This window comes from Paraburkholderia suaedae, assembly GCF_040812055.1.
GTDB lineage: Bacteria > Pseudomonadota > Gammaproteobacteria > Burkholderiales > Burkholderiaceae > Paraburkholderia.
This window is the reverse complement of the sequence record NZ_JBFOAH010000004.1, coordinates 126,206-146,937: the sequence shown is the minus strand read 5'-3', so window position 1 is coordinate 146,937 and position 20,732 is coordinate 126,206. Positions and strand designations below refer to the sequence as shown.

Genomic DNA, 20,732 nt, shown 5'->3' with positions numbered 1-20,732 from the left:
ACTTCAATCCGAAACGGAGAAACACATTGAACACCCGCACGCAATCACTGAATGGCGCCGCCTCGCCCAGTGCGCAAATAGCCGCGCATACTCGCTGGATCCAGCTTGGACTCGGTCTTGTTTGCATGATGACGATTTCCAGTCCGCAATATGTATGGACGCTGATGACGAAGCCGCTTATGGCCAAGCTCGGCATCGCACTGCCGGAACTGCAAGTGACATTCTCACTGCTGGTGCTGCTGCAGGCGTTTTTTTCACCCTTCCAAGGCGCGCTGATTGATCGCTTCGGGCCGCGTATGCTGATCTCGATCGGTACGTTGCTGGCAGGCGTGAGCTGGGTGTTGGCTTCGTATGCGCACACTACGTCGATGCTGTACCTCACTTACGGCGTCATTGGCGGTCTCGGTACCGGCATCGTCTATGTCGGTGTCGTCGGGTTCGTGGTTCGCTGGTTTCCCGATCGACGCGGCTTCGCCGCTGGTGTAGCGGCCGCAGGCTACGGCATGGGCGCCATTGTCACCACCTTTCCGATCTCTGCATCGCTGGCGACGCGCGGCGTCGAATCCACGCTGTGGCTGTATGGCATCATCTTCGCAGTGATCGGCCTGCTCGCCTCGCAGGGCCTGCGCGTACCGCCCGCGGCGGACAGTATAGGCTCGGCCGTTTCGCGCACAGCGGTCGGCAAGCGCGACTACCGGCCGTCCGAGATGCTGAAGACGCCGCTGTTCTGGATGATGTTCGTGATGATGACGATGATGTCCACTTCAGGCCTCATGGTCACGTCGCAGATGGCAAGCTTCGCCGCTGATTTCGGCGTCAGCAAGGTACTCGTCTTCGGACTCGCCGCGTTGCCGCTGGCACTGACCATCGACCGCTTCACGAACGGTCTGACCCGTCCGCTGTTCGGCTGGATATCGGATCGCCTGGGTCGCGAATACACGATGTGTTTCGCGTTCGCACTAGAAGGCGTGGCGATGGCGCTCTGGCTAATGACGCGCGACAACGCGGTTCTGTTCGTGCTGCTCTCCGGCGTGGTGTTCTTTGGTTGGGGGGAGATTTTTTCGCTGTTCCCTTCGACCCTGACCGACACGTTCGGTACCCGTTATGCCACCGCGAACTATGGCTGGCTTTATATCTCGTTCGGAATCGGCTCGATCTTCGGCGGCCCGCTGGCCGCGCTGCTGCATCAACACACCGGAAGCTGGGTGCCGGTATTCGGATGCGCGATCGTGCTCGATCTGAGCACCGCTGTGCTCGCGCTGTTCATGTTGAAGCCGGCGCGCGCGCGTTTTGCAGGAGCGCAGGGATAGCACGTCTATTCGCGGGCGACATCTCGTCGGCAAGCGAGGCTTTTCCCAACACCTGAACACAGGGTCGCTGTCGAAGCGACCCTTGCGTCTACTGATGCCGCGCGGAAGGAACCAGCACCGAGCCGTAGCACACCTGATCACCGATTTCTATCGACAGCGCGGGTCACTTTCGATTATCTCCACTCAGGTCCGCGCACCTATACTCGAATACACCAGCATGAAACGGCCATCTGCAGCGTGGCAGACGGCCATTGCATACATCGCCGAGGCGCAACCCGCGCGGCGCGTATCTGACTTTCCAACAGCGAATCAGGAGAACAGGCATGAGTGGAGTACCTGCAGCGGTCGTGGCGTACGCCCAGCCGAAGACATCGGTTCGCTGGAAAATTTTCTTCATCATGTTGCTGCTGGTTACCGTCAACTACATCGATCGTGCGTCGCTGTCCGTCGCGATGCCAATGATCGCAAGCGAGTTCACGCTTACGCCGGTGATGCAGGGCCTCATCATGAGTTCGTTCTTCTGGTCATACACGCTGATGCAGATTCCAGGCGGCATGGCAGTCGACCGCTTCAAGCCGCGACTGGTCCTCGCGCTGTGCACTTTGCTTTGGGGCGCCTTCCAGGGACTTGGGGCGTTGACGACCAATGCGATGTCCTTGCTCGCGACGAGGCTCGGACTCGGGGTGGCAGAAGCGCCCGTGGCGTCGGCCGGAGGTGCGCTCAACGCCATGTGGCTCACGCAGCATGAGCGGGTCCGTGGCGCATCGCTGATGGACGGCGGCTCGCCGCTCGGCGCAGCGATCGGATCGGTACTGATCACGTGGCTGATCGTGGTCGCGCACTCATGGCGCACAGCGTTCGCGATCGCCGGCGTCGGTACGATCCTGTGCGGCATCGGCGCCTGGTACTACATCAAGAATCAACCGCGCGATCACGCCGGGGTGAATGAAGCCGAAGCCGAACACATCGAACAGGCCCGGCGCACGGAAGATGAAAAGGAAGGCAAGGACCTGTCGGGCAACACGCTCGATTTCTTCAGGTATCGCTCAGTGTGGCTGATGTTCGTCGGATTCATGTGTTGCACGACGCTTTACTACGGACTGTTGACCTGGATGCCCACCTATCTGCAGAAAGTACAGGGCTTCAACATTCAGCAAATGGGCGGCGCCAGCTTCGTGATCTTCTTCTGCGGCTTCATCGGCGAACTTTCCGGTGCCTACGTCGCTGACAAATGGCTCGCCAGCGGTGCCGCGCCGAACCGCGTTATGCGCACTTTCTTCGGTATCGCCGGCGTGGTTGCCACGATCGCGGTGTTTTCGGTGGCGCATGCGACGAGCCCCACCATGGTCGTGATCCTGCTATCCGTCACGCTCTTTTTTCTGCGGTGGGGCGGTCTGTACTGGTCGATCCCCGCGATGCTCGCCTCGCGCAACAAGGTAGGCACGCTCGGCGGTCTGCTCAACTTCGGCGGGAATATCGGCGGCATGGTGATTCCGATTGCGATCGGCGCAATCGTTCAATTCACGGGCTCGTATTTCCTCGCGCTGATGTGTTTCGCCGCAATGGGCGTCGGCCTGCTGCTCTGCTCAATCGGAATCGATTACGAAACGAAGATTCCGGTCTGACCGATCGCCGCGCCTCACCTCAGCATCATTGCCACTGAGACTGGAAATGGGAATAGCAAAAGTCGAAGACATCATTGGCCAAACCGTCCGGCGTGACATTGGCCGCATGAAGCGGTTCGTTGAAGGTCAGCTGGAAGCGGCTGCGCGTTCGATCATGAGCACGCCGAACGCCCACGTCGGAATCGTGACGGGCTTCTTCATACGCAATGCCGTCCCGCCCTCGCCGGAGACGGACGGGCTGGGGGGCATGGCCCATCTGGCCGCCGCACTTTCGAACCTCGGCATCCCGGTGACGGTGATCTCGGACGCGCCATGCTGCAAGGCGGTGTGGGCAGTCACCACGGAATTGCCGAAAGATGTGGCGTTCGAGATCACCTCGGTGAGCGCGGCATCGGTCAAGTCGCTCAGAGCCCGGCTAAGCGAGGCTGAACGCCCGGTCACGCATATGATCGCTATCGAGCGGGTGTCGCCCGCGAGCGACGGCAAGCCGCACCGCGAGTACGGTGCGGACATGTCCGACGATACCGCTCCGCTGCATCTTCTGTTCGAAGATCCCGAGTGGTCGCGTCCGTGGGTCACGATCGGCATCGGCGACGGCGGCAATGAAATCGGCATGGGCGTGCTGCCCGAGCAAATTGTCCACGATGACATTCCCAACGGCCCGTTGATCAGCGCGGCCATTCCCGCGGACTATCTGATCGTTTCCAGCGTCTCGAACTGGGGCGGCTGGGGATTGGTATCCGCGATGGCGATGGTCGCGCCGCGAGACGCAGCGGCGCGTCTGCTCGCCGATTTCACGCCGGAACGCGACCGGGCGTATCTCGTGGCGGCCGTCGACGTCGGGCAGGCGGTTGACGATAGCCGCGTCGACCGCCCCGCGACGCCGAAGATGAGCGTGGACCGGCTCTCGTGGGAGCAGCATGCAGAAGTGCTGAGTCAACTTAGGGCGCACGTCGACGGATACCTCGCAGCGCCGTCGCACGCGTGAGCGCGCTGCCCTCTTAATTTCTTGACGTACCACTCATGTCCGACCTTTCGAGTATCACGCTCAAACGAGCGCCGTCGTGGGCTGCCAGCTTGCCAGAAGAGCTGAAGACACCGTGTTTCATCGTATCCGAGCGCGGCATCGTCGATAACTTGCATGCGACCGCCCGTGCGTGTGGAGGGGTGGAGCGGCTCATGCCGCATGTGAAGACGCATCGCGCCGGATGGGTCGTCGAGAGACTGATTCGCGAAGGCGTGACAGCCTTCAAGGCCGCTACCGTGGCCGAAGTGGCGATGGTGCTCGAGGCCGGGGCGAAACACGTTGTATGGGCGTATCCGACGGTCAACCGCGCGCATATCCGTACCTTGCTAGCGCTGGCGCATGCTCATCCTGCCGCACGGGTCGACGCGCTCGTCGATTCGGCGGCGGGCGCAGCCGCGTGGCGACTGGCGACCAACGGGGCGCAATTGCCCAATCTCGCGCTGCTTGTCGATCTGGATGCCGGCATGGGCAGAACCGGAGCGCCGATAGCAACGGCAACGCTGCAATTGGCCCGTGAACTGGCCGCAATCGGCTGCTTTGGAGGATGGCATGTCTACGACGGTCACATTCATGATCTCGACACTGCCACACGCCGCACGCGGGTGGCTGCCATCGTGGAGAAAGTCACGGCGCTGACGCGCGCCGCCGATGCCGAGGGACTGTCGACAAGGCTCATCGCCGGGGGCAGTTATACGTTCGATTTGTGGCCACGCACACTCGCCGACTTCGTATCGCCGGGCAGTTGGACCTATTCAAGCGCTCAGCACGACCTGGATCTGCCCGAACTCGGCTGGACGCCAAGCGCGTATGTCCTGGCAACGGTGATTGCACGCAACGGCTCGACCGTCACGCTCGATGCGGGCTCGAAGGCCATCTCGCCCGACAAGCCGCTGGCCGAGCGCTTTCGCTGGGACGGCAAGATCGTCATGATGAGCGAAGAGCACGTCGTTGTTGAAAACACCGATCTGGCAGTCGGCAACCGGGTGATGTTATTGCCGCGCCACGCTTGCACGACTGCCTATCTCTACCCCCGCGCGATGGTGCTTAACACCGAAGGGTGGTGGGAAGTGCGAGAGCAACTCGGGAGCCGTCGATAGGCCGCGAGCCCGGCAGCGGCTAAATGTCGCTTGAAGCAACGCAACGCGATGCAGCTACGCACGTCGTGCGGCAACTCGTAACAACACCGCATCTACGCGAAGGGAAAACATGAACGACAGTGCCACGGGCCGCGCATTGCGCAGCGTCAATCCAACCGCCTTCAATCCAGGCGGGCACTATTCTTCCGCGATGATCGCGGGCGACTTCGTCTTCCTGTCCGGCCAGACGCCGCGCGACGCCGACCGGAAGGTGATCGGCGACTCGATCGAAGAGCAGACCCGTGCAACGCTCGCCAATGTCGAGCGGGTGCTGGCCGCCGCCGGCGCGGGACGGGAGGACGTCGTCAAGGTTACGGTCTATCTGACCGACTTGACGCTCTTTAGCCGCTTCAACGCGCTCTATGCGAGTTGGTTTGGCCAGCACAAGCCGGCGCGAACAACCTTGCAAGCCGGTCTGCAGGGTGTGTTGGTGGAGATCGACATGGTTGCCTACATCGGCAAACGCTGAACAGCCCGCGCGCCGCACCCCCGCTAAAAGCCGTAAAGCCTCGCAGGATTCTCAACGAGAATTCGATGCCGCGTCGATTCATCGGGTATCCACAGCGTCAGATCGTCCAGCAAGCATGCAGCGTCCGGCTTGTTGTCGGCCGCTTGCGTCGGATGAGGCCAGTCCGATCCCCACAGCATCCGGTCCGCGGCAAGTTGGGTTAACCTGAGTGCGACCATCCCGGCGTCGGCGTAGACCGGCGCTCCGCTTCGCGACGCAAGATAGGGACCACTCAGTTTGACCCAGGTACGGCCGCCGGCTAACAGCGCCTCGATCATCCGGAATGCGGCATGCTCCACCCCGCCCGGTTGCGGGATCTGCCCCATATGATCGATCACGAGCGGCGACGACAGACTCGCAAGCAACTGCCGATGCGCGAGTAGCTGCGCAGCGGTGGCATTGACCTGAATGTGCCAGCCAAACGGTTCGATCCGCTTCGAGAGCGAGTGCATCATCGATACTTCGACGCCGACCAGGTATTCGAGGTTGAAGCGCAAGCCGCGTACACCCATATCGTGAAGACCGGCCAGCTCACCATCCGTCACGGTGTCGGGCACGGTCGCAATGCCGCGGGCCGTCTTTCCAAACTGCGACAGGGCGTCGAGCAGGCAACGGTTGTCGGTTCCATATGTCGACGGTTGAACGACCACGTGTCGTTCGACGCCCAGCGTGCGCTGCAGGGCGCAATAGTCGCCGACCGTCGCGTCGGGCGGCAGCAATTGCGCTGACGGATCGACCGGATACCGCGCATCGTAGATGTGGTGATGACTGTCGGTTGTCTTCGGTGGAACGGAAAAGCGCGGCTGCCCGGTGCGCCAAACGCATGCCGGCTCCTCGGGAGAAGCAGATTCGCCGCATGCGGGCGGCGTTGTCGCGAGGCCTGGCGTCCAGTTGTCGCGGCGCGGGTCATCGCCGCGTTGGGATAGATCACGGTGGCCTTGCTTGTTTGGCTTCAATCGTCATCTCCTTTGGCAGGTGGGTCAATGGGAACGACGGACCGGTCTGCTGCAAAATGACCAATCCTGTACGATGTTCTGACGCGACGAAAAGAGTGCCTCAGTATACGAACGCAATTTGTCCGGGAGATAATCAAAGTTAGCGACGCCATCTGATAGCAACCCTCGATCATGCGTATTACTCTTCAGCAAATTGAAACGTTTTATTGGGTGGCGCGATTAGGCGGATTTCATGCGGCAGCGCGTCATCAGCACCTCACGCAGCCGACTATTTCGGCACGCATCCAGGAGTTCGAAGACCATCTCGGCGTGCAGCTCTTCACCCGCAGCCGGACGCACTCCGAACTCACTCTTGCAGGCCGCGACGCGCTCGCCAATGCGGAGCAGGTGCTACAGCTCGCCGAAAAGCTCGAACGGATTGCGAAGCGTCCCGACCCCATGTACGGGCTGCTACGTCTTGGCGCGATCGAATCCATTGCCCACGCGGGGCTTGCGGATCTACTGACGCAACTCAAGACGCGATATCCGCAGATGAAGATCGAACTCACGATCGATGTGGGCGTCGCACTCGGACGCAAGCTCGGTGCGCACGAACTGGACATAGCGATCCTCAACGATTCAACCAATGCGCCCCACGTGGTCGAGACCGCCATCGGCCACACCGATCTGCACTGGGTCGCGTCGCCGGGACTCGTGCCCAACTGCAATGTCGCGCCCCATGAGCTTGCGTCGGTGCCGATCATCACCGTGTCGCAACCGTCATCGAACCATTCGCTGGTGATGAACTGGTTCCGCAGCGCCGGTTGCAATCCGGACAACATCAGCTCATGCAATTCGCTGTCCATGATGTCGCGGCTGGTCGCGGCGGGACATGCGGCGGCCGTATTGTCGCCCGCGATAATGCGCATGGAAATCGACACCGGGCTGATTCACGTGCTGAACACTGAACGGCCGATCACCCAGCAAGGATTCTTTGTCGCCTACCAGGAAGAGTGCCTGAGCGGCGCCGATACCATTGTAGAGCTGGCAAAAGAGGTGCTCGCGCGCAGTCGCGTGCTGATTCCGACGTAGTCGGCGGTAGCGCGCGGACGATTGCGCGCGGTGAAGCAACACTGGAATGGCCAGTTGCGGCACCCCGAGCCGCTTGAACGAACGCCTCGTCATGGACGCCACGCTTCGCGCCGGCGACCTAGACGTTGCGAGGACGCGCCGTCGTGCCACGCACGATCAGGTCGGTCGGCACGATGTACTGCGAACTCACGGGCCGTCCTTCGATCCGTGCGAGCAGATACTCGGCGCTGCGTGCGCCGATTTCATCGGCGGCGAGCCGCATGGTCGTCAGCGGCGGCGACGTGAAGCTGGAAAATTCGATGTCGTTGATGCCCGCGATCGACAGGTCGCCCGGCACGTCGATACCCGATTCGCGCGCCTCGGCCAGCGCGCCGATTGCGAGCAGATCGGTGCCGCAGATTACGGCTGTCGGACGTTCGGGGCCGCTCATCAGCGCCTTCATCGCCATCTGGCCTTCGATGATCTTGTGCGGCATCTCGATCAAATGCTCGTGGCGCAACTGCAGCCCGCGCGACTGTAGCGCTGCGCGCACGCCGATGATGCGATCCGCCGCGCGATCGCTATGCTGTGTCATCTGCGTAATCATGCCGAAGCGCGTGTGCCCGAGATCGAGAAGATAGTCGGCGAGGCGACGGCCGACCGCCACGTTGTCGAATCCGACATACGGATAATCGTGGTCGACCGTCCAGCCGTTGACGAGCGGAATCCGTTCCTTCTCGATCAGTTCGTAGAGCGCGGGCGAGTGACTACGGCCCACGAGCATCAGCCCGGCGATGCCATCCGCGATAAGCGCGCGGACCTGTTTCAACTCATCTTCCTGGTCGTAGTACGAGCATCCAAGCAGCAATGTATAACCGGCTTCTCCGATGCGCTTTTGCAGCGCGAACACGCCGATGGCGAAGTTCTGGTTTTCCAGCGACGGGATCACCGCGCCGATCGTTTTGGACCGTTGCGAAGCCAGCGCTCGCGCCGCGGCGTGCGGTGTGTAGCCGAGTTCCTGCGCGATGGCGCGCACCCGGTTCTGCAGTTCTGCCGCTACCTTTGCATTACCGTTCAGCACGCGCGAAACGGTCGCAGTCGATACCCCTGCCGCTCGCGCTACATCGACCACGGAAATCGCGTTCGATTTGCGACGCGGTGCTCTTTTCTTTGTCTCGTTGATCAACTTGCACCCTGCCCGATATCGAGGCGCATCATCGCGCCTGCCCTGTCCGGCATACTATAACGCGGCACTTCGAGAAATGGCCACCGCCGGGCGCCGGCCCTCGCCTGATTGGTCCGTTCGTGCGCGCGTCGAACTTCATCTTCCGGCGCATAGCCGAGCTGGCGCAGGTTTTGTTGCAGCGGTTTTGCGCATTGTCAGACACGCCGTGCAAGATCGCGAAGTTGTAGTCGGGTTGATCGATGCAGCGCTTCGCCAGGTTGAGCCGTACGAACAGGTGGCGCGGCGCGCATTGAGATCATCTGATCTGTCGATGAACTCCCGCCGTGATTGAAGCTCGCGATCATCACGCGTTTGACGCCAGCATGCGGTGAGGTTTTGAAAAAAAGGAGTCATAGGTACGCGCCCCAGCCCGCGTCCGCTCAAGCGCGCAAGTGAAGTAATCGCTTTCTACGCGCTTTCATCTTCCCGCCGCTCGACTCAATTCGGGTCGATTTTTAAAGAGTAACACGTATACGCCATCAAGAAAACGCTTACTTAGGTACCCCCTACGCTGTGACTTCGCGAGCGGCAATACCCGCGACGGCCGTGGAGCACCTTATGGCCTGCAAATACGCCCGGCATGTAACATCCGCCGAGCCCGACGGCAGCGTCATCCCGTTCATGAATTCGCAGGAAGGGGCCGATTGAGCGAGATATTCCGCCTCCGCCCCACAGATTCAACTGTCGGCAGCTCACTCATAGTGAGCCGGCAGTTGAGCGGGCAAGTTCCCGCCCCCTTCCATTCCGGCACCCGTCGTGCCGGGTCGCAAGACTCACCGTATCTTTCGGTGCACGTTGTCGTCAAACAGTCCAGATGGCCGCAGTCATAGAGTGCTGAAGCAGTGCGGTTCTGGAGGCAGTGCATTAACTCTCTGATGGTATCTGTGCCCGGAAAGACTGGCCACCTTGGCGCGGCATCGCATCCGGATCTGCTCGGTGGCGCGCTGCCTCTTGGTCCGTCGGCAGTCGGCCTCGAACAGCAGGTGTTCACCCCCCTGGTTTTCAGACATCGCCAACGCCGAAGGCGATGACGCTCGGCGACATCGCGCGCACTATCAGCGACTACGCGCGTGGGACACGGTTCGCGCGGGACGCAGGCTTCGACGGAGTCGAGTTGCACGGAATTGCCACCTATCTGCTTCCGGAATTTTTGCACAACGACCCGGCGCGTTTGCCAACCGGGTCACTTTCAAGGCCTATTTTCTGTTCCTCACAACGTGGCTCGTCCTGGTTTACTTCCCATTTGTGCACATGGTTTGGAGTTCGGACGGCATCCTTGCCAAGTGCGGAGTATTGGGACTTCGCCGGCGGCATCGTTGTTCACAATACGGCCGGCTTCGCCGCCCTCGCCTCCGTGCTATTCGTGGAGCAACGACAAGTCCTTGAGAACCGGCCTCCTAATGTTCCGCATCTGGCTGGACGATCAGCGCATGCTGCTCGTTCAAACGGGCTCATAGCTCGGCATCAGCTCACGCACCTCAGACGGAATCGGTGTAGTTGGAGATGAATGCATGAAATGCAGTTGGATGCTGCAATACATTCGCTTCATCTAGCAGTTCCAATGTGGCATCTTGAAGCCCGTCAAGCAACACCTCCCGCACACATGTAGCCACGGTCGTGTGCAAGGCTTCAAATCAAGGAGAAAGCGAATGTCCGACATCATCACTTTGAGCTCCAAAGAGCAACTCATCGCGCGTTGTCTGCCGTTTCTGAAAGAAGTAAAGGATATGACGGCGGGTGCAGAGGCCGAACAATGGCTCAACACTCGCTACGGTGTCGATACCGAGTTGTACAAGGACCTCGCGCGCCTGATTACATTGGGCGTTAAAGAGGGCTGGGCCGCCGACGTCGAAATAGCCGGCCCGAAGTATCGGCGTGCGCGACTTGTCGCGCCAACTGCGGAAACATTCTTTTTCAGCATCACCGCCGTGTTGATGGACAGCACAGATAACACGCAGGACAACCCGGAAGGTGCGTTCCGAGGCGATTACCATGCGCATCCTTATGGCGAGTTCAATCTGGTCGTGCCGCTCAACGAGGGCGCAGCGCTGGCCGGGCCGAACGGTTGGTGTTTCGGTGGCTGGACCGCGCCTGCGCCGGGAAGTCATCACTTCCCGGAGGCGAAAGGCGGCGCGGTGATTGCCTTGTTTTTTCTGCCCGCCGGGCGAATCGCATACGACGTCAAGCCGTCCAATCGCTGACTATACGAGTGCTGCGGGTTTCACAAGAGGCCTGCGGCAATCCACGCATAGGCAAAACACGTCTCCGAAACAGTTGCCCCTCGGCATCTGCGAATTCTTTTCGGCATGTTGGTGCTGGTTGCCGGCCAACTGAACGACCTTGACTGTGTGGCCTGCCTTGGCCACGTCATCGCTCGTATCGCCGAGCATTCCGTCGATTACATCACTCTGATGCTGCCAGCGGTGGGACGACGGCCATCGCATCGGGATCGCCTCGAAGTCAACGCGGCAAACCCGACTGGCCACCCCCATGGTATGCGCAACTGCGCAAGCCCTGCTCAGAGTCAGAATCCGTGGAACGACGCGAACGCTTCAACAGGGGCCTTCGGCATTTGCGGCCGTCGCCGGGCCCATTCCGGATCGCCGTAACCCATCGCCATCGTGCAGACCACCAACTCCTCTGGACCGAGGGGGAGATTGGCGCGAATGACTGCGTGGTAGCGCGAAAGGAACTCCTGCGTACACGTGTCCAGCCCGCGCGCCTTCGCCGCGAGCATGATGTTCTGAATGAACATGCCAAGATCCAGCCAGCTGCCTTTCTCGAGGCGTCGATCGATCGTAAAGATCAGTGCGACTGGCGCGTCAAAGAATCGGCAATTCCGCGCGGTGTTAGCTGCGCGAGCTGCATCGTCGTTTTTGCCGATACCAAGAGAAGCGAAGAAGACCGCGCCGAATTCGCGTCGACGGGACGCCAACGGTTCGGGCAAATCCGATGGAAGGTAGCGATACTCGGACGAGTAATCGTCTGGCGAGGCCTCGTGCGCTGCACTGACCGCATCGATCAGTCGTTGTTTTGCGTTGCCGGCGGTGACGTGTACGCGCCAGGGTTGCACGTTGGCACCTGTGCCCGCAAACCGTGCCGAATTAAGAATTCCGTGAACGATTGCAAGATCGACTTCGCGTTTTGAATAAAATCGATTGGCAAATCGACTCATCATGATTTGCTCGAGTTCGGTCAATTCATGGGTCGTTTCGATATCGTCGGTGAACATTTAGGTAGCCCTTCAGCGAAAGTTTCGCTAAAGGCTACATCCGGACTTCGTCTTGCGGAAGTGCATTTTTGCGAAGAGCAAAATGCATGAGATGCATTTCAGTGCGCCCGCACGCTACGGGCCCACTCGGCGCTTGCTGTCTCTACGTTGCGCGCGACTTCCGCCAACATGGTACGGAGCCATGTATGACCTTGATCCGGGGTGTGCCGTTCGTGCCAGATCATCTGCAGGGCGCGGGCCGTCGCCTGCCATGGCAATTCCGACGCGTACACCGTGCCCGACTGACTGAAAAGCCTTGCGAGAGACGCCGGCACGATCGCAGCCATTTGAGTCCCGACTAACAGACTCGGGATTGCCAGGAAGTGAGGTTGGACGATCCTGAACTTCGGCCTTCTGCCAATGGATTCGAACGCAGTTATCAGAGCAGGACGGTCGAACATCTCGGTCCTGCGCGTCAGTCCTCGCTCGGATACGAAGCCATCCTCGGTCCCGCCTGTGGAGACAACCAGCAACGGCAAACTGGCGAATTCCTTCAAGCTGATTTCTCGTCCCGCGAGTGGATGATCGGAGGCGATTACCATCATGTCCCGCTCTTCGAACAACGTCTGCTCGTGGATACGGGGCGGCACGTTGGAAAACGATCCAAGGGCAATCTCGACGCGGCCGACATCGATCTGCGCGGTCAAGTCGATCCTGCTCGCGGGCAACAGCATCACGCTAGCCTGCGGCGCCGCGATCGACGTCGCACTGAAAAACTGTGGCAACACCGCCGCAGTCATGTAATCCGTCGCCGCGATACAGAATTGTCTCTCCGAGCTGCCAGGGTCGAATCGCTTCGGTCCGACTGCACGGTCGATGACGACGAGCGCGTCGCGTACGAGCGGCGCCATCTCCAGCGCCCGGGTCGTCGGCTCCATGCCGGTGACCGTTCGCACGAACAGGTCATCGTTGAGATAAGCTCGCAGTCGCGACAGCGCGTGACTGACTGCCGAGGGGCTTAGATTGATGGCCTCGCTTGCACGAAGAATGTTCCGCTCTCGAAGGATCGCGTCGAACACACGCAGCAAATTCAAATCGAGATTATTCATCGCAGTTGCTCTGCTTTTACCTCGGCAAGCCTATCCACGGCGCAATGCGAATGCCGTCAGGTCCACCGCTGAAATTCGCTCTGATCAAACATCGGCCCGTCAATGTATATCATTTGTTGACCGGCAAACACAAACCTCCAACTGCGCGTATCCAGGATGCGAGCTTCAGTCGTCCGGCGGTGCGGCATCCACACGTATTGGATCGCCGATGTCAGCAAGATCAACCAAACGCTCGCCAGTCTCAATCAGCTTCGCTGACCTGTCGAGAGAATCGGAAAGTGAGATCGCGACAAGTCAGGCCGCCTCGCACGTAACGCTCGTTTGTCGACTCTAATGGGCGTCTGACAGCTCTTTCGCCATCATGTCAGGTAACTCTGGAGTCTTCGGCGCCAGCATGGACGTCTCGGCAGCGGGAATCGCGTCAGTCCCGTGGCGATGAACATCATGCGTAACGAAGCCGAGGTCATGACTTGGTATCTCGAACCATTCAGGGTTGCCGAACGAGCGTCGAATGTCCTCCAGGCCGCTCGCCCAATGTTCTGCCATCGTGTCGTTGCTGAATTCGTAGTCCTTGTAGTGGCCTTCAAAAAACTTGTTCTTGTAGATGAGGTGAACCACATTGAGCGCACCACCGTCTGCCACTTTCTGTGCCTGTTTGACTAGCGGGTGTGTCCGCCGCACTTTCTCTGGAATGTGTTCAAGCAGTTCCTTGATCAGGCGAGCATGCCTTTGGCTTTGCGACACGAAGGCCGTGATGGCGCGGGTTCGGCTTGAGTATTGAATGTCCTTGGTCCTCTCGGCGACATCGAGAAAATCGCCAGGCTGCGTTCCTCCTGCGCTCCACAAGTCAACCTGGAAGACCAGCGCATCCTTGTCCTGGCATTCCCTAACGATTTCAGTAAGCGGCGTATTTGAAACCAGACCTCCGTCCCAGTAATATTCTCCGTCGATTTCTACCGCCGGAAAGCCTGGCGGCAGCGCGCCAGACGCCATGAAGTGCTCCGGTTCGAGGCGAGTCTGCGCGTTGTCGAAGTACACCAGATTGCCCGTGCGAACATTGACCGCTCCAACGGAGACGCGAACGCCGCCGTCGTTGATACGGTCGAAATTGGCGTACTTGAGGAGCGTCGCACGCAAGGCCGTCGTATCGTAAAAGCTCACCTCGGTGGGCGGCTTCTTTGTCATGCTGGCGATGTGTGCGGACAGGCGTGGTGCGAAAAAGCCCTTCTGGCCTTCTGTCAAAGCGCGAGCAGCAGCCCACATGCTCGACCATTTTCGAGCCACGTCCGGAAATCCTAACGCTGTTGGCACCAGAGCACCGACGTGTCCGAGCAAGTCCGCTGGTTGACAGATGGTGTTCCAGAAGCCGCGCAATGCTTCTACGCGGTCCTCGGGCGCATTGCCGGCGATGATGGCGGTGTTCAGGGCGCCAATCGAGATGCCCGAAATCCAGGTGGGTTCGACACCCACTTCAGCAAGCCCTTCGTAGACGCCGGCCTGATAGGAACCCAATGCGCCACCGCCCTGCAGGACCAGACCGATTTGGTCGTAGGCAGGTAGCTTCAGGCGATTCGATTGCTTTAACGTATTTCGTTGACTGCGGCGCATCGTCGGCTCCTCACTGCATGAACCAACCGTGGCTGACCACAATCGATTGCCCGGTCAGTGCTGCCGATTCAAACCCGGCCAGAAAAGCGACCGTTCTGGCAACGTCGGCTACGGTAGTAAATTCGCCGTCGACAGTTTCCTTTAGCATCACGTCCTTAACGACCTCGGCTTCCGAAATGCCAAGCGCTTTCGCCTGCTCCGGAATCTGCCTGTCTACCAATGGAGTACGGACAAAGCCCGGACATACGACGTTCGCTCTCACCCCACGAGAGCCGCCTTCCTTCGCGACCACGCGCGCAAGCCCCAGCAGACCGTGCTTGGCGGTGACGTAAGCCGACTTCAGCTTCGAGGCTTCATGTGAATGGACCGAGCCCATGTAGATGATGGAGCCGCCCTTACCCGATGCGTACATGTGCCGGATAGCGGCCTTGGTGGTCAGAAATGCGCCATCCAGATGAATGGCGAGCATCTTCTTCCAGTCCGAGTATGCGTAGTCTTCAATCGGGTTGACAATCTGAATACCGGCGTTCGAAACCAGCACGTCGATACTGCCGAGCTTGTCCACTGCTTCTTCGATACCAGCATTGACCGCTTCTTCGCTTGTAACGTCCATTGGCACCGCCAGTGCTTTCCCACCTGCGGCCACGATACTGTCCGCGACCTGCTGCGCGCTTGCCAGATTCAGGTCCGCAATGACGACGGCCGCACCGTCCAAAGCGAGTTTGCGTGCGCATTCTTCACCGATACCGCTTGCGGCGCCCGTCACGAGCGCGACTTTTCCTTGCAACGACATAGTGGCTCCTTCGAATTATTGGTTGACTGCGAGCTTCAGTGCTTCCGCGGGGGCCAGGTAGTCGTACGCGACTTCGCCGACATCGAGGGTGAGGTTTGCAATGACGTGCCTGGCGGCCACTACCCTTTTGACAGGCAGGTCGGCGACCGGCGCCAACGCATGTGCGTGCAGTTCGAGCGCGGCGGGGCCTTCCCATGCACCGAGTACGGAAACGTCGCGCAAGTAGAAACGCACGAGTTCACAAATCCGCGCTGAGCCATCGACATGGGGGATGACCTTCAACAGATAATTGGGTGTGTCCGCGAGTTTCTTGCGTTCAGATTCAATATCGAGCGCGCGGTACTTGTAGCCCATCGTGCCAGTCGCGACCCGCTGTGTCCCATAGTCGAGCGTGCCCAGCAGCGTGTCCTTTCCGTCAACGGATAAACGGGGTGAAGCGAGTTTTTTGGGGAAACCCCAAATCTCCCGGCCGCCAGCAATTGGACCTTCGTCATCGAGATACATTGCGTGCGTGTAGCTGGCTTTCCGGCCGTCTTCATCCACGACCGAAATGACCTGGCCACTCTCTGTGTAGTCGCCAAAGCCGGAGGAATCCGGCATGCGGATGAACTCGTAGTGGACCAGCGCATTGTCGACCGTCAAAGGCTCCGGCACGACCGCGCGAACCGCATCGATGTCGGTCTCATACGAAATGATGAAGTATTCGCGGTTGAGGAATCGAAACGGTGGACGCGGATAAGCCGGATTGTGCACAGGCATTGCGAACGCATTCTTGCGGATTTCATCGAGTGTCACAACAATTTTTCCGTTGGATAGCGAAGGCAGCATGATAGAGGTAAGTCACCAAGGGTCTCGGTGAAACGCACATGGCGGGTGGCGAATCAATGACTGGGACATCAGGCGTCAAGTGCCCGTTCCGCCTGCGTTTGCGGTGCGTTTAAGCGTGTCTGGACGCCATACGTTCCAGCTTCGCAATACATTATTGCAGGACGGATTTAGGCGTCGAAGGGAACCCGCGAGGACGACTGGGAGTCCTAAGCCTGCGCGCGGGGTGCTCAGGTGGCTGTCAGGTCACTGCTTTGCCGATGCCCGGCGCGCCGTCGAATGGTTTCTCCGGCCCGAGCCTCGGCGCGCGACCACGGATCCGATCGGTCGACATCATTCTTTCTCCGGCATGACCGATGAATGATGGCTTGTAATCAACCATTGCGTCCCGTCCCAGCGATAGGTGTACGTGTAGCGCGCCTTAACGACCGCTCCCGTTCGGGCGAAGGTGAATGTGTAAAGCCCAGCGTCTACAGCGGAGTTGCACCCCAGTTCAATGTAGCGGAAATCGATTTTCCCCGACGGGCGATCTTGAAGAAAGTGACTGAAGTAGTCCTCCTTTTCAGCGACCGTGAGGCGTGGCTTGTTCGATACGGTCGGAAGAAGAATGGAACGCTCCGCATAATTGGCGACCACCTTGTGCGTATCGCCGGTTTGCAGCGACTGATTCCATCGATCGAACAGCGCCGCTATCTCCTGATCCGACGTGGCCTTGCAGCTTTCGGTGCGCGACACCGGCGCGTTGCTGGACAGGCCCTGGTTCGCGGCGCATCCGGCGAGCACGGCCGCCAGGAGAGCAAGGGTAAAGAGCTTCATGGCGGCACTTCTCCAGTCGGGCGTGGGAGGAAGGGGCAGCGCTTGAAGTATGGCCCTTCGCGCACGAAAAGGACAAATACCCTAATGCTCTCATGGTCGAGAACGACGTCGTGCGCGGCGCAGCGGAGATCCGCTCAGACCTTCGCGAAAGGCGACTTTCTCCTGAGCGCGAAGCAGCCAGCTCGCCAATACCGGTGCAAATCATTCGACCAGCCGAAAGCGGCGCTCGCCGAATGGCGCGCGCCGCAATCCGGCACCAGGTCACGCAGGCTCGCCCTGCAGCCGGAACATCTTCACGACGTCGCGCAGCGTCTGCGCCTGTTCCTGCATCGATTGCGCGGCGGCAGCGGCTTGTTCGACCATCGCTGCGTTTTGCTGCGTGGTCTCGTCCATCTGCGCAATCGCGACGTTGACCTGTTCGATGCCACGGCTTTGTTCTTCAGACGCCGCCGAGATTTCGCTGATGATGTCCGTGACGCGCTTGACTGCGTCGACGAGCGAATGCATCGTGCCGCCCGCTTTTTCAACCAGCGCCTTGCCGTCGTCGACTCGTTCGACCGAGTCCTCGATCAGGCTCTTGATCTCCTTGGCGGCATCCGAGCTGCGGCGCGCAAGGTTGCGCACTTCGCCGGCGACCACTGCAAAACCGCGGCCTTCTTCGCCCGCACGCGCTGCTTCCACTGCCGCGTTCAACGCGAGAATGTTCGTCTGAAACGCAATGCCTTCGATAACGGAAATGATGTCCACCACGCGCGCGGAACTCGCTGCAATGTTCTGCATGTTGGCGACCACCTGCTCAACGACCTCGCCGCCTTCGCCCGCGAGCTTCGATGCGCTGAGCGCCATCTGGTTCGCCTGCAACGCGTTGTCGGCGTTCTGCTTCACGGTCGCGGTGAGCTGCTCCATGCTGGCCGCCGTCTCGCCGAGAGACGACGCCTGCTCCTCGGTACGCGCCGACAGATCGATGTTGCCCGCGGCGATCTGTTCTGCCGCGACCGTGATCGTTTCAGTGCCGCCGCGAATGCGCCGGATCGCGTCGGCCAACCGGCTCTGCATGCGCTGCATCGCGAACAGCATGCTTTGCCGGTCGTCGCCATCCAGCGCAACGGGTCGCGACAGATCGCCGTCCGCAATGGTTTCCGCCACATGCGCGGCATACGCCGGCTCGCCGCCAAGACTGCGCTTCACGTTGCGGATGATCAGCACGAGTGCGATCGTGCTGAAGCTGCCTATCGCAAGAATGGTGATGAGATAACGCAGCAGATCGGCGCGGAACGCCTCGTCGATGTCGTTCACGTAGACGCCTGAAATCAGATACCAATCCCAGCCGTCGAAGCGTTTGACAAAGCTGATTTTCGGCACATGTTCAGTTTTGCCGGGCAATCTCGCCATATAGTCGACGAAGCCCTGCCCTTGCGACTGCGCCAGCTTGACCATGTCGACGAACAGCAGCTTGCCCTCCGTGTCGGCGTACTGCCTGACGTCCTTGTTGCGCAGATCCGCGAGTGTCGGATGCATGATGACGACCGGTGTCGCCGTGGTGACGATCATGTAGCCGTTGCCCGGATAGCGCATCACCGACAGTCGCGCCATCGCCTGTTGCTTGGCCTCGTCGAGCGTCAATTCGTGCCGATCGACGAGCTTCGCATAGTCGGCCACGATGCCGTACGCACATTCGACCACGTTTTGCACGGCCGCCTTGCGCTCCGACAGCATCGTCGTGCGCGACTGCCATCCTGCCCAGCCGCCCAGTCCCAGCAGACCAAGCCAGGTAATCAACAATGCGAGCCATAATTTGGTGTTCAAGCTGAATCGATTCACGCCGTTTTCTCCATAGCCAACCCTCGCCGAATCAATCGCCGGCTCACTGTCCGACCACACTGGCGTCGCGTCGAGCGCACGAGTTGTCAGCGGGTTGTCACTGATTACGGCACGGCGGTGCGTTTCCTGAATCAGGGGACACCCGAACTGGACCCGGTGACGCGACCCTTCGGGCAAGCGTGCGGGCTGCTGATCGGCGGTTGCGACAAGACGGTGCCGGCGCAATTGATGGGCGCCGCAGCGGCGAACGTGCCCGCTATCCAGCTTGTGACAGGGGCGAGCTGACCGGCTCGCATCGTGGAGCGCACCGCCCAGCAGGCGGTCGCGATGATCGGCGCGCAGCTCACGCCGCAAAAAATCCTCACGCCGCAAGCAATCGAGAATGCGCTGCGCGTTCTGCTCGCCATCGGCGACTCGACCAACGGCATATGAACGCCGACGACATTCTCGTGCTCAAGCGTATCGGGCCGGTTGGCGCGCCCGGCATGCCGGAAGCAGGCTATATTCCGATTCCGAAAAAGCTCGGCCGGCAACGCGTAAAAGACATGATGCGCATTTCCGATGGCCGTATGAGCGGCACGGCTGCGGGCACCATCGTGCTGCACGTCACGCCGGAAGCCGCCGTTGGCGGTCCGCTCGCGATCGTGCAGAATGGCGACCGGATTTGCCTGAGCGTCCCCAAACGCTCGATCTCGCTAGAACTCGACGACACGCGTATCGCCGAACGGCTCGCCGCCGTGCCGCCGCATGTGGTCGATGAGCACGAAAGGGGCTATCGCAAGCTATTCCTGACGACAATCACGCAAGCCGATTAAGGTTGCGAGTTCAGTCCTTCGTCTGCGGCACTGTCATCTGCATCTGCGGCGCCTGCAGAAAGTCGAAATCGCAACCCTACAGGGCACATGAATACGCTTTTCATCATCGCCTAACGGAGGTTCAAGTCCGCGCGCTCCGACCACGCAACGCAGGCCCTATAACCGTCCGGACCGGGCAGTGTGGCAACTCGAAAGCGCGCCGCATTTTCAGTTGAGCAAGAGTGCCCCCGCACGAGACCTTCCCCGTCTGGTAACACAGAAAGACGTCGAAGGTCCTCGGTCAAACCGATGCCCGCAGCCTTGACGATCGATTCCTTCATGACCCACACATCGTAGAACGCTTCCAGTTGTTGCGCAGCATTCAGTCGCTCGATGCTTGCGCGCTCGGCTGGGTCGAGTGCCAGCTCCGCGACCGCGCGCCAGTCAACATCCGTTGCGCGCATCTCGATGTCGACACCCACCCGCCTGCGCGAAGACAAGGCAATGAGTCCATAACTGCCCGAGTGCGACACGTTGAAGTCGAGAGAGTGTTGGTGCATGAGCATCGGTCGCCCGAATTCTCCCTTTGCCAGCGTCACTTGTGCTGGCATCACTCCAATTCGGTCGGCCAGCAGTTCGCGCAGTGCCGCTCGAACCGTCGCGAAGCGCAGGGCATCGCTTGTACGATGGAACGACTTAGCACGGGCACGCTCGTCTTCGGATAATTGCGCAAAGATCTCGTCATCGAGATATCCATCAAATGCGACATCGACGCGCCAGAGCGAGACGTCGGGCGGACAACCTGGCGGGAGCGGGATACCCGCGAGCAGTTTCATTGGCTGATCTTGCACATTGGAGGTCACATGAGACGATCGGGGATAAGCGCCAAGATCGGCTCGTTTTGTCGCGGTCTTCGGC

General features: G+C 60.1%; 21 protein-coding genes and 2 pseudogenes. 13 read left to right on the top strand and 10 right to left on the bottom strand.

Annotation, left to right across the window (positions count from 1 at the left end; genetic code table 11):
• Positions 1 to 26 precede the first annotated feature (26 nt).
• The 5 genes from oxlT to ABQJ48_RS07995 all read left to right on the top strand — a co-directional run bounded on the left by oxlT (position 27) and on the right by ABQJ48_RS07995 (position 5,567).
• Positions 27 to 1,310, top strand: coding sequence for an oxalate/formate MFS antiporter (gene oxlT / locus ABQJ48_RS08015; protein WP_473094111.1), 1,284 nt, complete (start codon positions 27 to 29; stop codon positions 1,308 to 1,310).
• 323 nt (positions 1,311 to 1,633) lie between these two features.
• Positions 1,634 to 2,935, top strand: a complete 1,302-nt coding sequence (locus ABQJ48_RS08010) for an MFS transporter (protein WP_367837163.1) — start codon at positions 1,634 to 1,636, stop codon at positions 2,933 to 2,935.
• A gap of 46 nt (positions 2,936 to 2,981) precedes the next feature.
• Complete coding sequence (locus tag ABQJ48_RS08005) at positions 2,982 to 3,923, top strand: glutamate cyclase domain-containing protein (RefSeq protein WP_367837162.1); 942 nt, start codon at positions 2,982 to 2,984, stop codon at positions 3,921 to 3,923.
• Between the two features lie 35 nt (positions 3,924 to 3,958).
• Positions 3,959 to 5,059 carry an alanine racemase gene (locus tag ABQJ48_RS08000; protein ID WP_367837161.1) on the top strand — a complete coding sequence of 367 codons (1,101 nt, stop codon included), beginning with the start codon at positions 3,959 to 3,961 and terminating at the stop codon, positions 5,057 to 5,059.
• Between the two features lie 109 nt (positions 5,060 to 5,168).
• Entirely contained in the window at positions 5,169 to 5,567 is a 399-nt protein-coding gene (locus ABQJ48_RS07995; RefSeq protein ID WP_367837160.1) for a RidA family protein, read from the top strand.
• A 23-nt stretch (positions 5,568 to 5,590) separates the two neighbouring features.
• On the opposite strand, the gene ABQJ48_RS07990 is transcribed toward ABQJ48_RS07995, so the two are convergent.
• On the bottom strand, positions 5,591 to 6,562 hold the full coding sequence (locus ABQJ48_RS07990; RefSeq protein WP_367837158.1) for an amidohydrolase family protein: 972 nt from the start codon (positions 6,560 to 6,562) through the stop codon (positions 5,591 to 5,593).
• Positions 6,563 to 6,733: 171 nt separating this feature from the next.
• Between ABQJ48_RS07990 and ABQJ48_RS07985 the strand changes: the two genes are divergently transcribed.
• Complete coding sequence (locus tag ABQJ48_RS07985) at positions 6,734 to 7,633, top strand: LysR family transcriptional regulator (protein WP_367837156.1); 900 nt, start codon at positions 6,734 to 6,736, stop codon at positions 7,631 to 7,633.
• Positions 7,634 to 7,751: 118 nt separating this feature from the next.
• Here ABQJ48_RS07985 and ABQJ48_RS07980 read toward each other — a convergent pair whose 3' ends face one another.
• The gene (locus ABQJ48_RS07980) at positions 7,752 to 8,744 is read right to left on the bottom strand and encodes a LacI family DNA-binding transcriptional regulator (protein ID WP_367837154.1); all 993 of its coding nucleotides are present in this window, start codon (positions 8,742 to 8,744) and stop codon (positions 7,752 to 7,754) included.
• A gap of 973 nt (positions 8,745 to 9,717) precedes the next feature.
• Here ABQJ48_RS07980 and ABQJ48_RS07975 point away from each other — a divergent pair.
• The 4 genes and pseudogenes from ABQJ48_RS07975 to ABQJ48_RS07960 form a co-directional block, all read left to right on the top strand.
• Positions 9,718 to 9,984: pseudogene (locus ABQJ48_RS07975) on the top strand (oxidoreductase); the annotation flags it as partial.
• Positions 9,984 to 10,223: a hypothetical protein gene (locus tag ABQJ48_RS07970; protein WP_367837427.1), complete on the top strand. Its 240-nt coding sequence runs from the start codon at positions 9,984 to 9,986 to the stop codon at positions 10,221 to 10,223. The pseudogene ABQJ48_RS07975 and the gene ABQJ48_RS07970, both read left to right, overlap by 1 nt.
• Positions 10,114 to 10,344 (top strand): hypothetical protein, encoded by a 231-nt coding sequence (locus ABQJ48_RS07965; protein WP_367837153.1) that lies wholly within the window; start codon positions 10,114 to 10,116, stop codon positions 10,342 to 10,344. The genes ABQJ48_RS07970 and ABQJ48_RS07965 overlap by 110 nt, the downstream gene beginning before the upstream one ends.
• Before the next feature lie 142 nt (positions 10,345 to 10,486).
• Positions 10,487 to 11,038 (top strand): 4-hydroxylaminobenzoate lyase, encoded by a 552-nt coding sequence (locus tag ABQJ48_RS07960; protein ID WP_367837425.1) that lies wholly within the window; start codon positions 10,487 to 10,489, stop codon positions 11,036 to 11,038.
• Positions 11,039 to 11,361: 323 nt separating this feature from the next.
• On the opposite strand, the gene ABQJ48_RS07955 is transcribed toward ABQJ48_RS07960, so the two are convergent.
• The 7 genes from ABQJ48_RS07955 to ABQJ48_RS07925 all read right to left on the bottom strand — a co-directional run bounded on the left by ABQJ48_RS07955 (position 11,362) and on the right by ABQJ48_RS07925 (position 19,020).
• Positions 11,362 to 12,069: a nitroreductase gene (locus tag ABQJ48_RS07955; RefSeq protein ID WP_367837151.1), complete on the bottom strand. Its 708-nt coding sequence runs from the start codon at positions 12,067 to 12,069 to the stop codon at positions 11,362 to 11,364.
• A 98-nt stretch (positions 12,070 to 12,167) separates the two neighbouring features.
• Complete coding sequence (locus ABQJ48_RS07950; RefSeq protein WP_367837150.1) at positions 12,168 to 13,157, bottom strand: LysR family transcriptional regulator; 990 nt, start codon at positions 13,155 to 13,157, stop codon at positions 12,168 to 12,170.
• Between the two features lie 330 nt (positions 13,158 to 13,487).
• Positions 13,488 to 14,765 carry a DUF3734 domain-containing protein gene (locus ABQJ48_RS07945; RefSeq protein ID WP_367837148.1) on the bottom strand — a complete coding sequence of 426 codons (1,278 nt, stop codon included), beginning with the start codon at positions 14,763 to 14,765 and terminating at the stop codon, positions 13,488 to 13,490.
• Positions 14,766 to 14,775: 10 nt separating this feature from the next.
• Positions 14,776 to 15,558, bottom strand: coding sequence for a 3-hydroxybutyrate dehydrogenase (locus ABQJ48_RS07940; RefSeq protein ID WP_367837147.1), 783 nt, complete (start codon positions 15,556 to 15,558; stop codon positions 14,776 to 14,778).
• A gap of 15 nt (positions 15,559 to 15,573) precedes the next feature.
• Positions 15,574 to 16,353 (bottom strand): acetoacetate decarboxylase, encoded by a 780-nt coding sequence (locus tag ABQJ48_RS07935; RefSeq protein WP_367837145.1) that lies wholly within the window; start codon positions 16,351 to 16,353, stop codon positions 15,574 to 15,576.
• A 363-nt stretch (positions 16,354 to 16,716) separates the two neighbouring features.
• Entirely contained in the window at positions 16,717 to 17,199 is a 483-nt protein-coding gene (locus ABQJ48_RS07930) for a DUF4440 domain-containing protein (RefSeq protein ID WP_367837144.1), read from the bottom strand.
• Between the two features lie 261 nt (positions 17,200 to 17,460).
• Positions 17,461 to 19,020 carry a methyl-accepting chemotaxis protein gene (locus ABQJ48_RS07925; RefSeq protein ID WP_367837143.1) on the bottom strand — a complete coding sequence of 520 codons (1,560 nt, stop codon included), beginning with the start codon at positions 19,018 to 19,020 and terminating at the stop codon, positions 17,461 to 17,463.
• 117 nt (positions 19,021 to 19,137) lie between these two features.
• Between ABQJ48_RS07925 and ABQJ48_RS37805 the strand changes: the two genes are divergently transcribed.
• From ABQJ48_RS37805 to ABQJ48_RS37795, 3 genes and pseudogenes are all read left to right on the top strand, one after another.
• The gene (locus ABQJ48_RS37805) at positions 19,138 to 19,305 is read left to right on the top strand and encodes a dihydroxy-acid dehydratase domain-containing protein (protein ID WP_473094110.1); all 168 of its coding nucleotides are present in this window, start codon (positions 19,138 to 19,140) and stop codon (positions 19,303 to 19,305) included.
• A 42-nt stretch (positions 19,306 to 19,347) separates the two neighbouring features.
• Complete coding sequence (locus ABQJ48_RS37800) at positions 19,348 to 19,452, top strand: dihydroxy-acid dehydratase domain-containing protein (protein ID WP_473094116.1); 105 nt, start codon at positions 19,348 to 19,350, stop codon at positions 19,450 to 19,452.
• Positions 19,434 to 19,835: pseudogene (locus tag ABQJ48_RS37795) on the top strand (dihydroxy-acid dehydratase); the annotation flags it as partial. The gene ABQJ48_RS37800 and the pseudogene ABQJ48_RS37795, both read left to right, overlap by 19 nt.
• A gap of 110 nt (positions 19,836 to 19,945) precedes the next feature.
• Here the strand turns inward: ABQJ48_RS37795 and ABQJ48_RS07915 are convergent.
• Positions 19,946 to 20,650: a 4'-phosphopantetheinyl transferase family protein gene (locus tag ABQJ48_RS07915; protein ID WP_367837141.1), complete on the bottom strand. Its 705-nt coding sequence runs from the start codon at positions 20,648 to 20,650 to the stop codon at positions 19,946 to 19,948.
• Between the last annotated feature and the right edge of the window lie 82 nt (positions 20,651 to 20,732).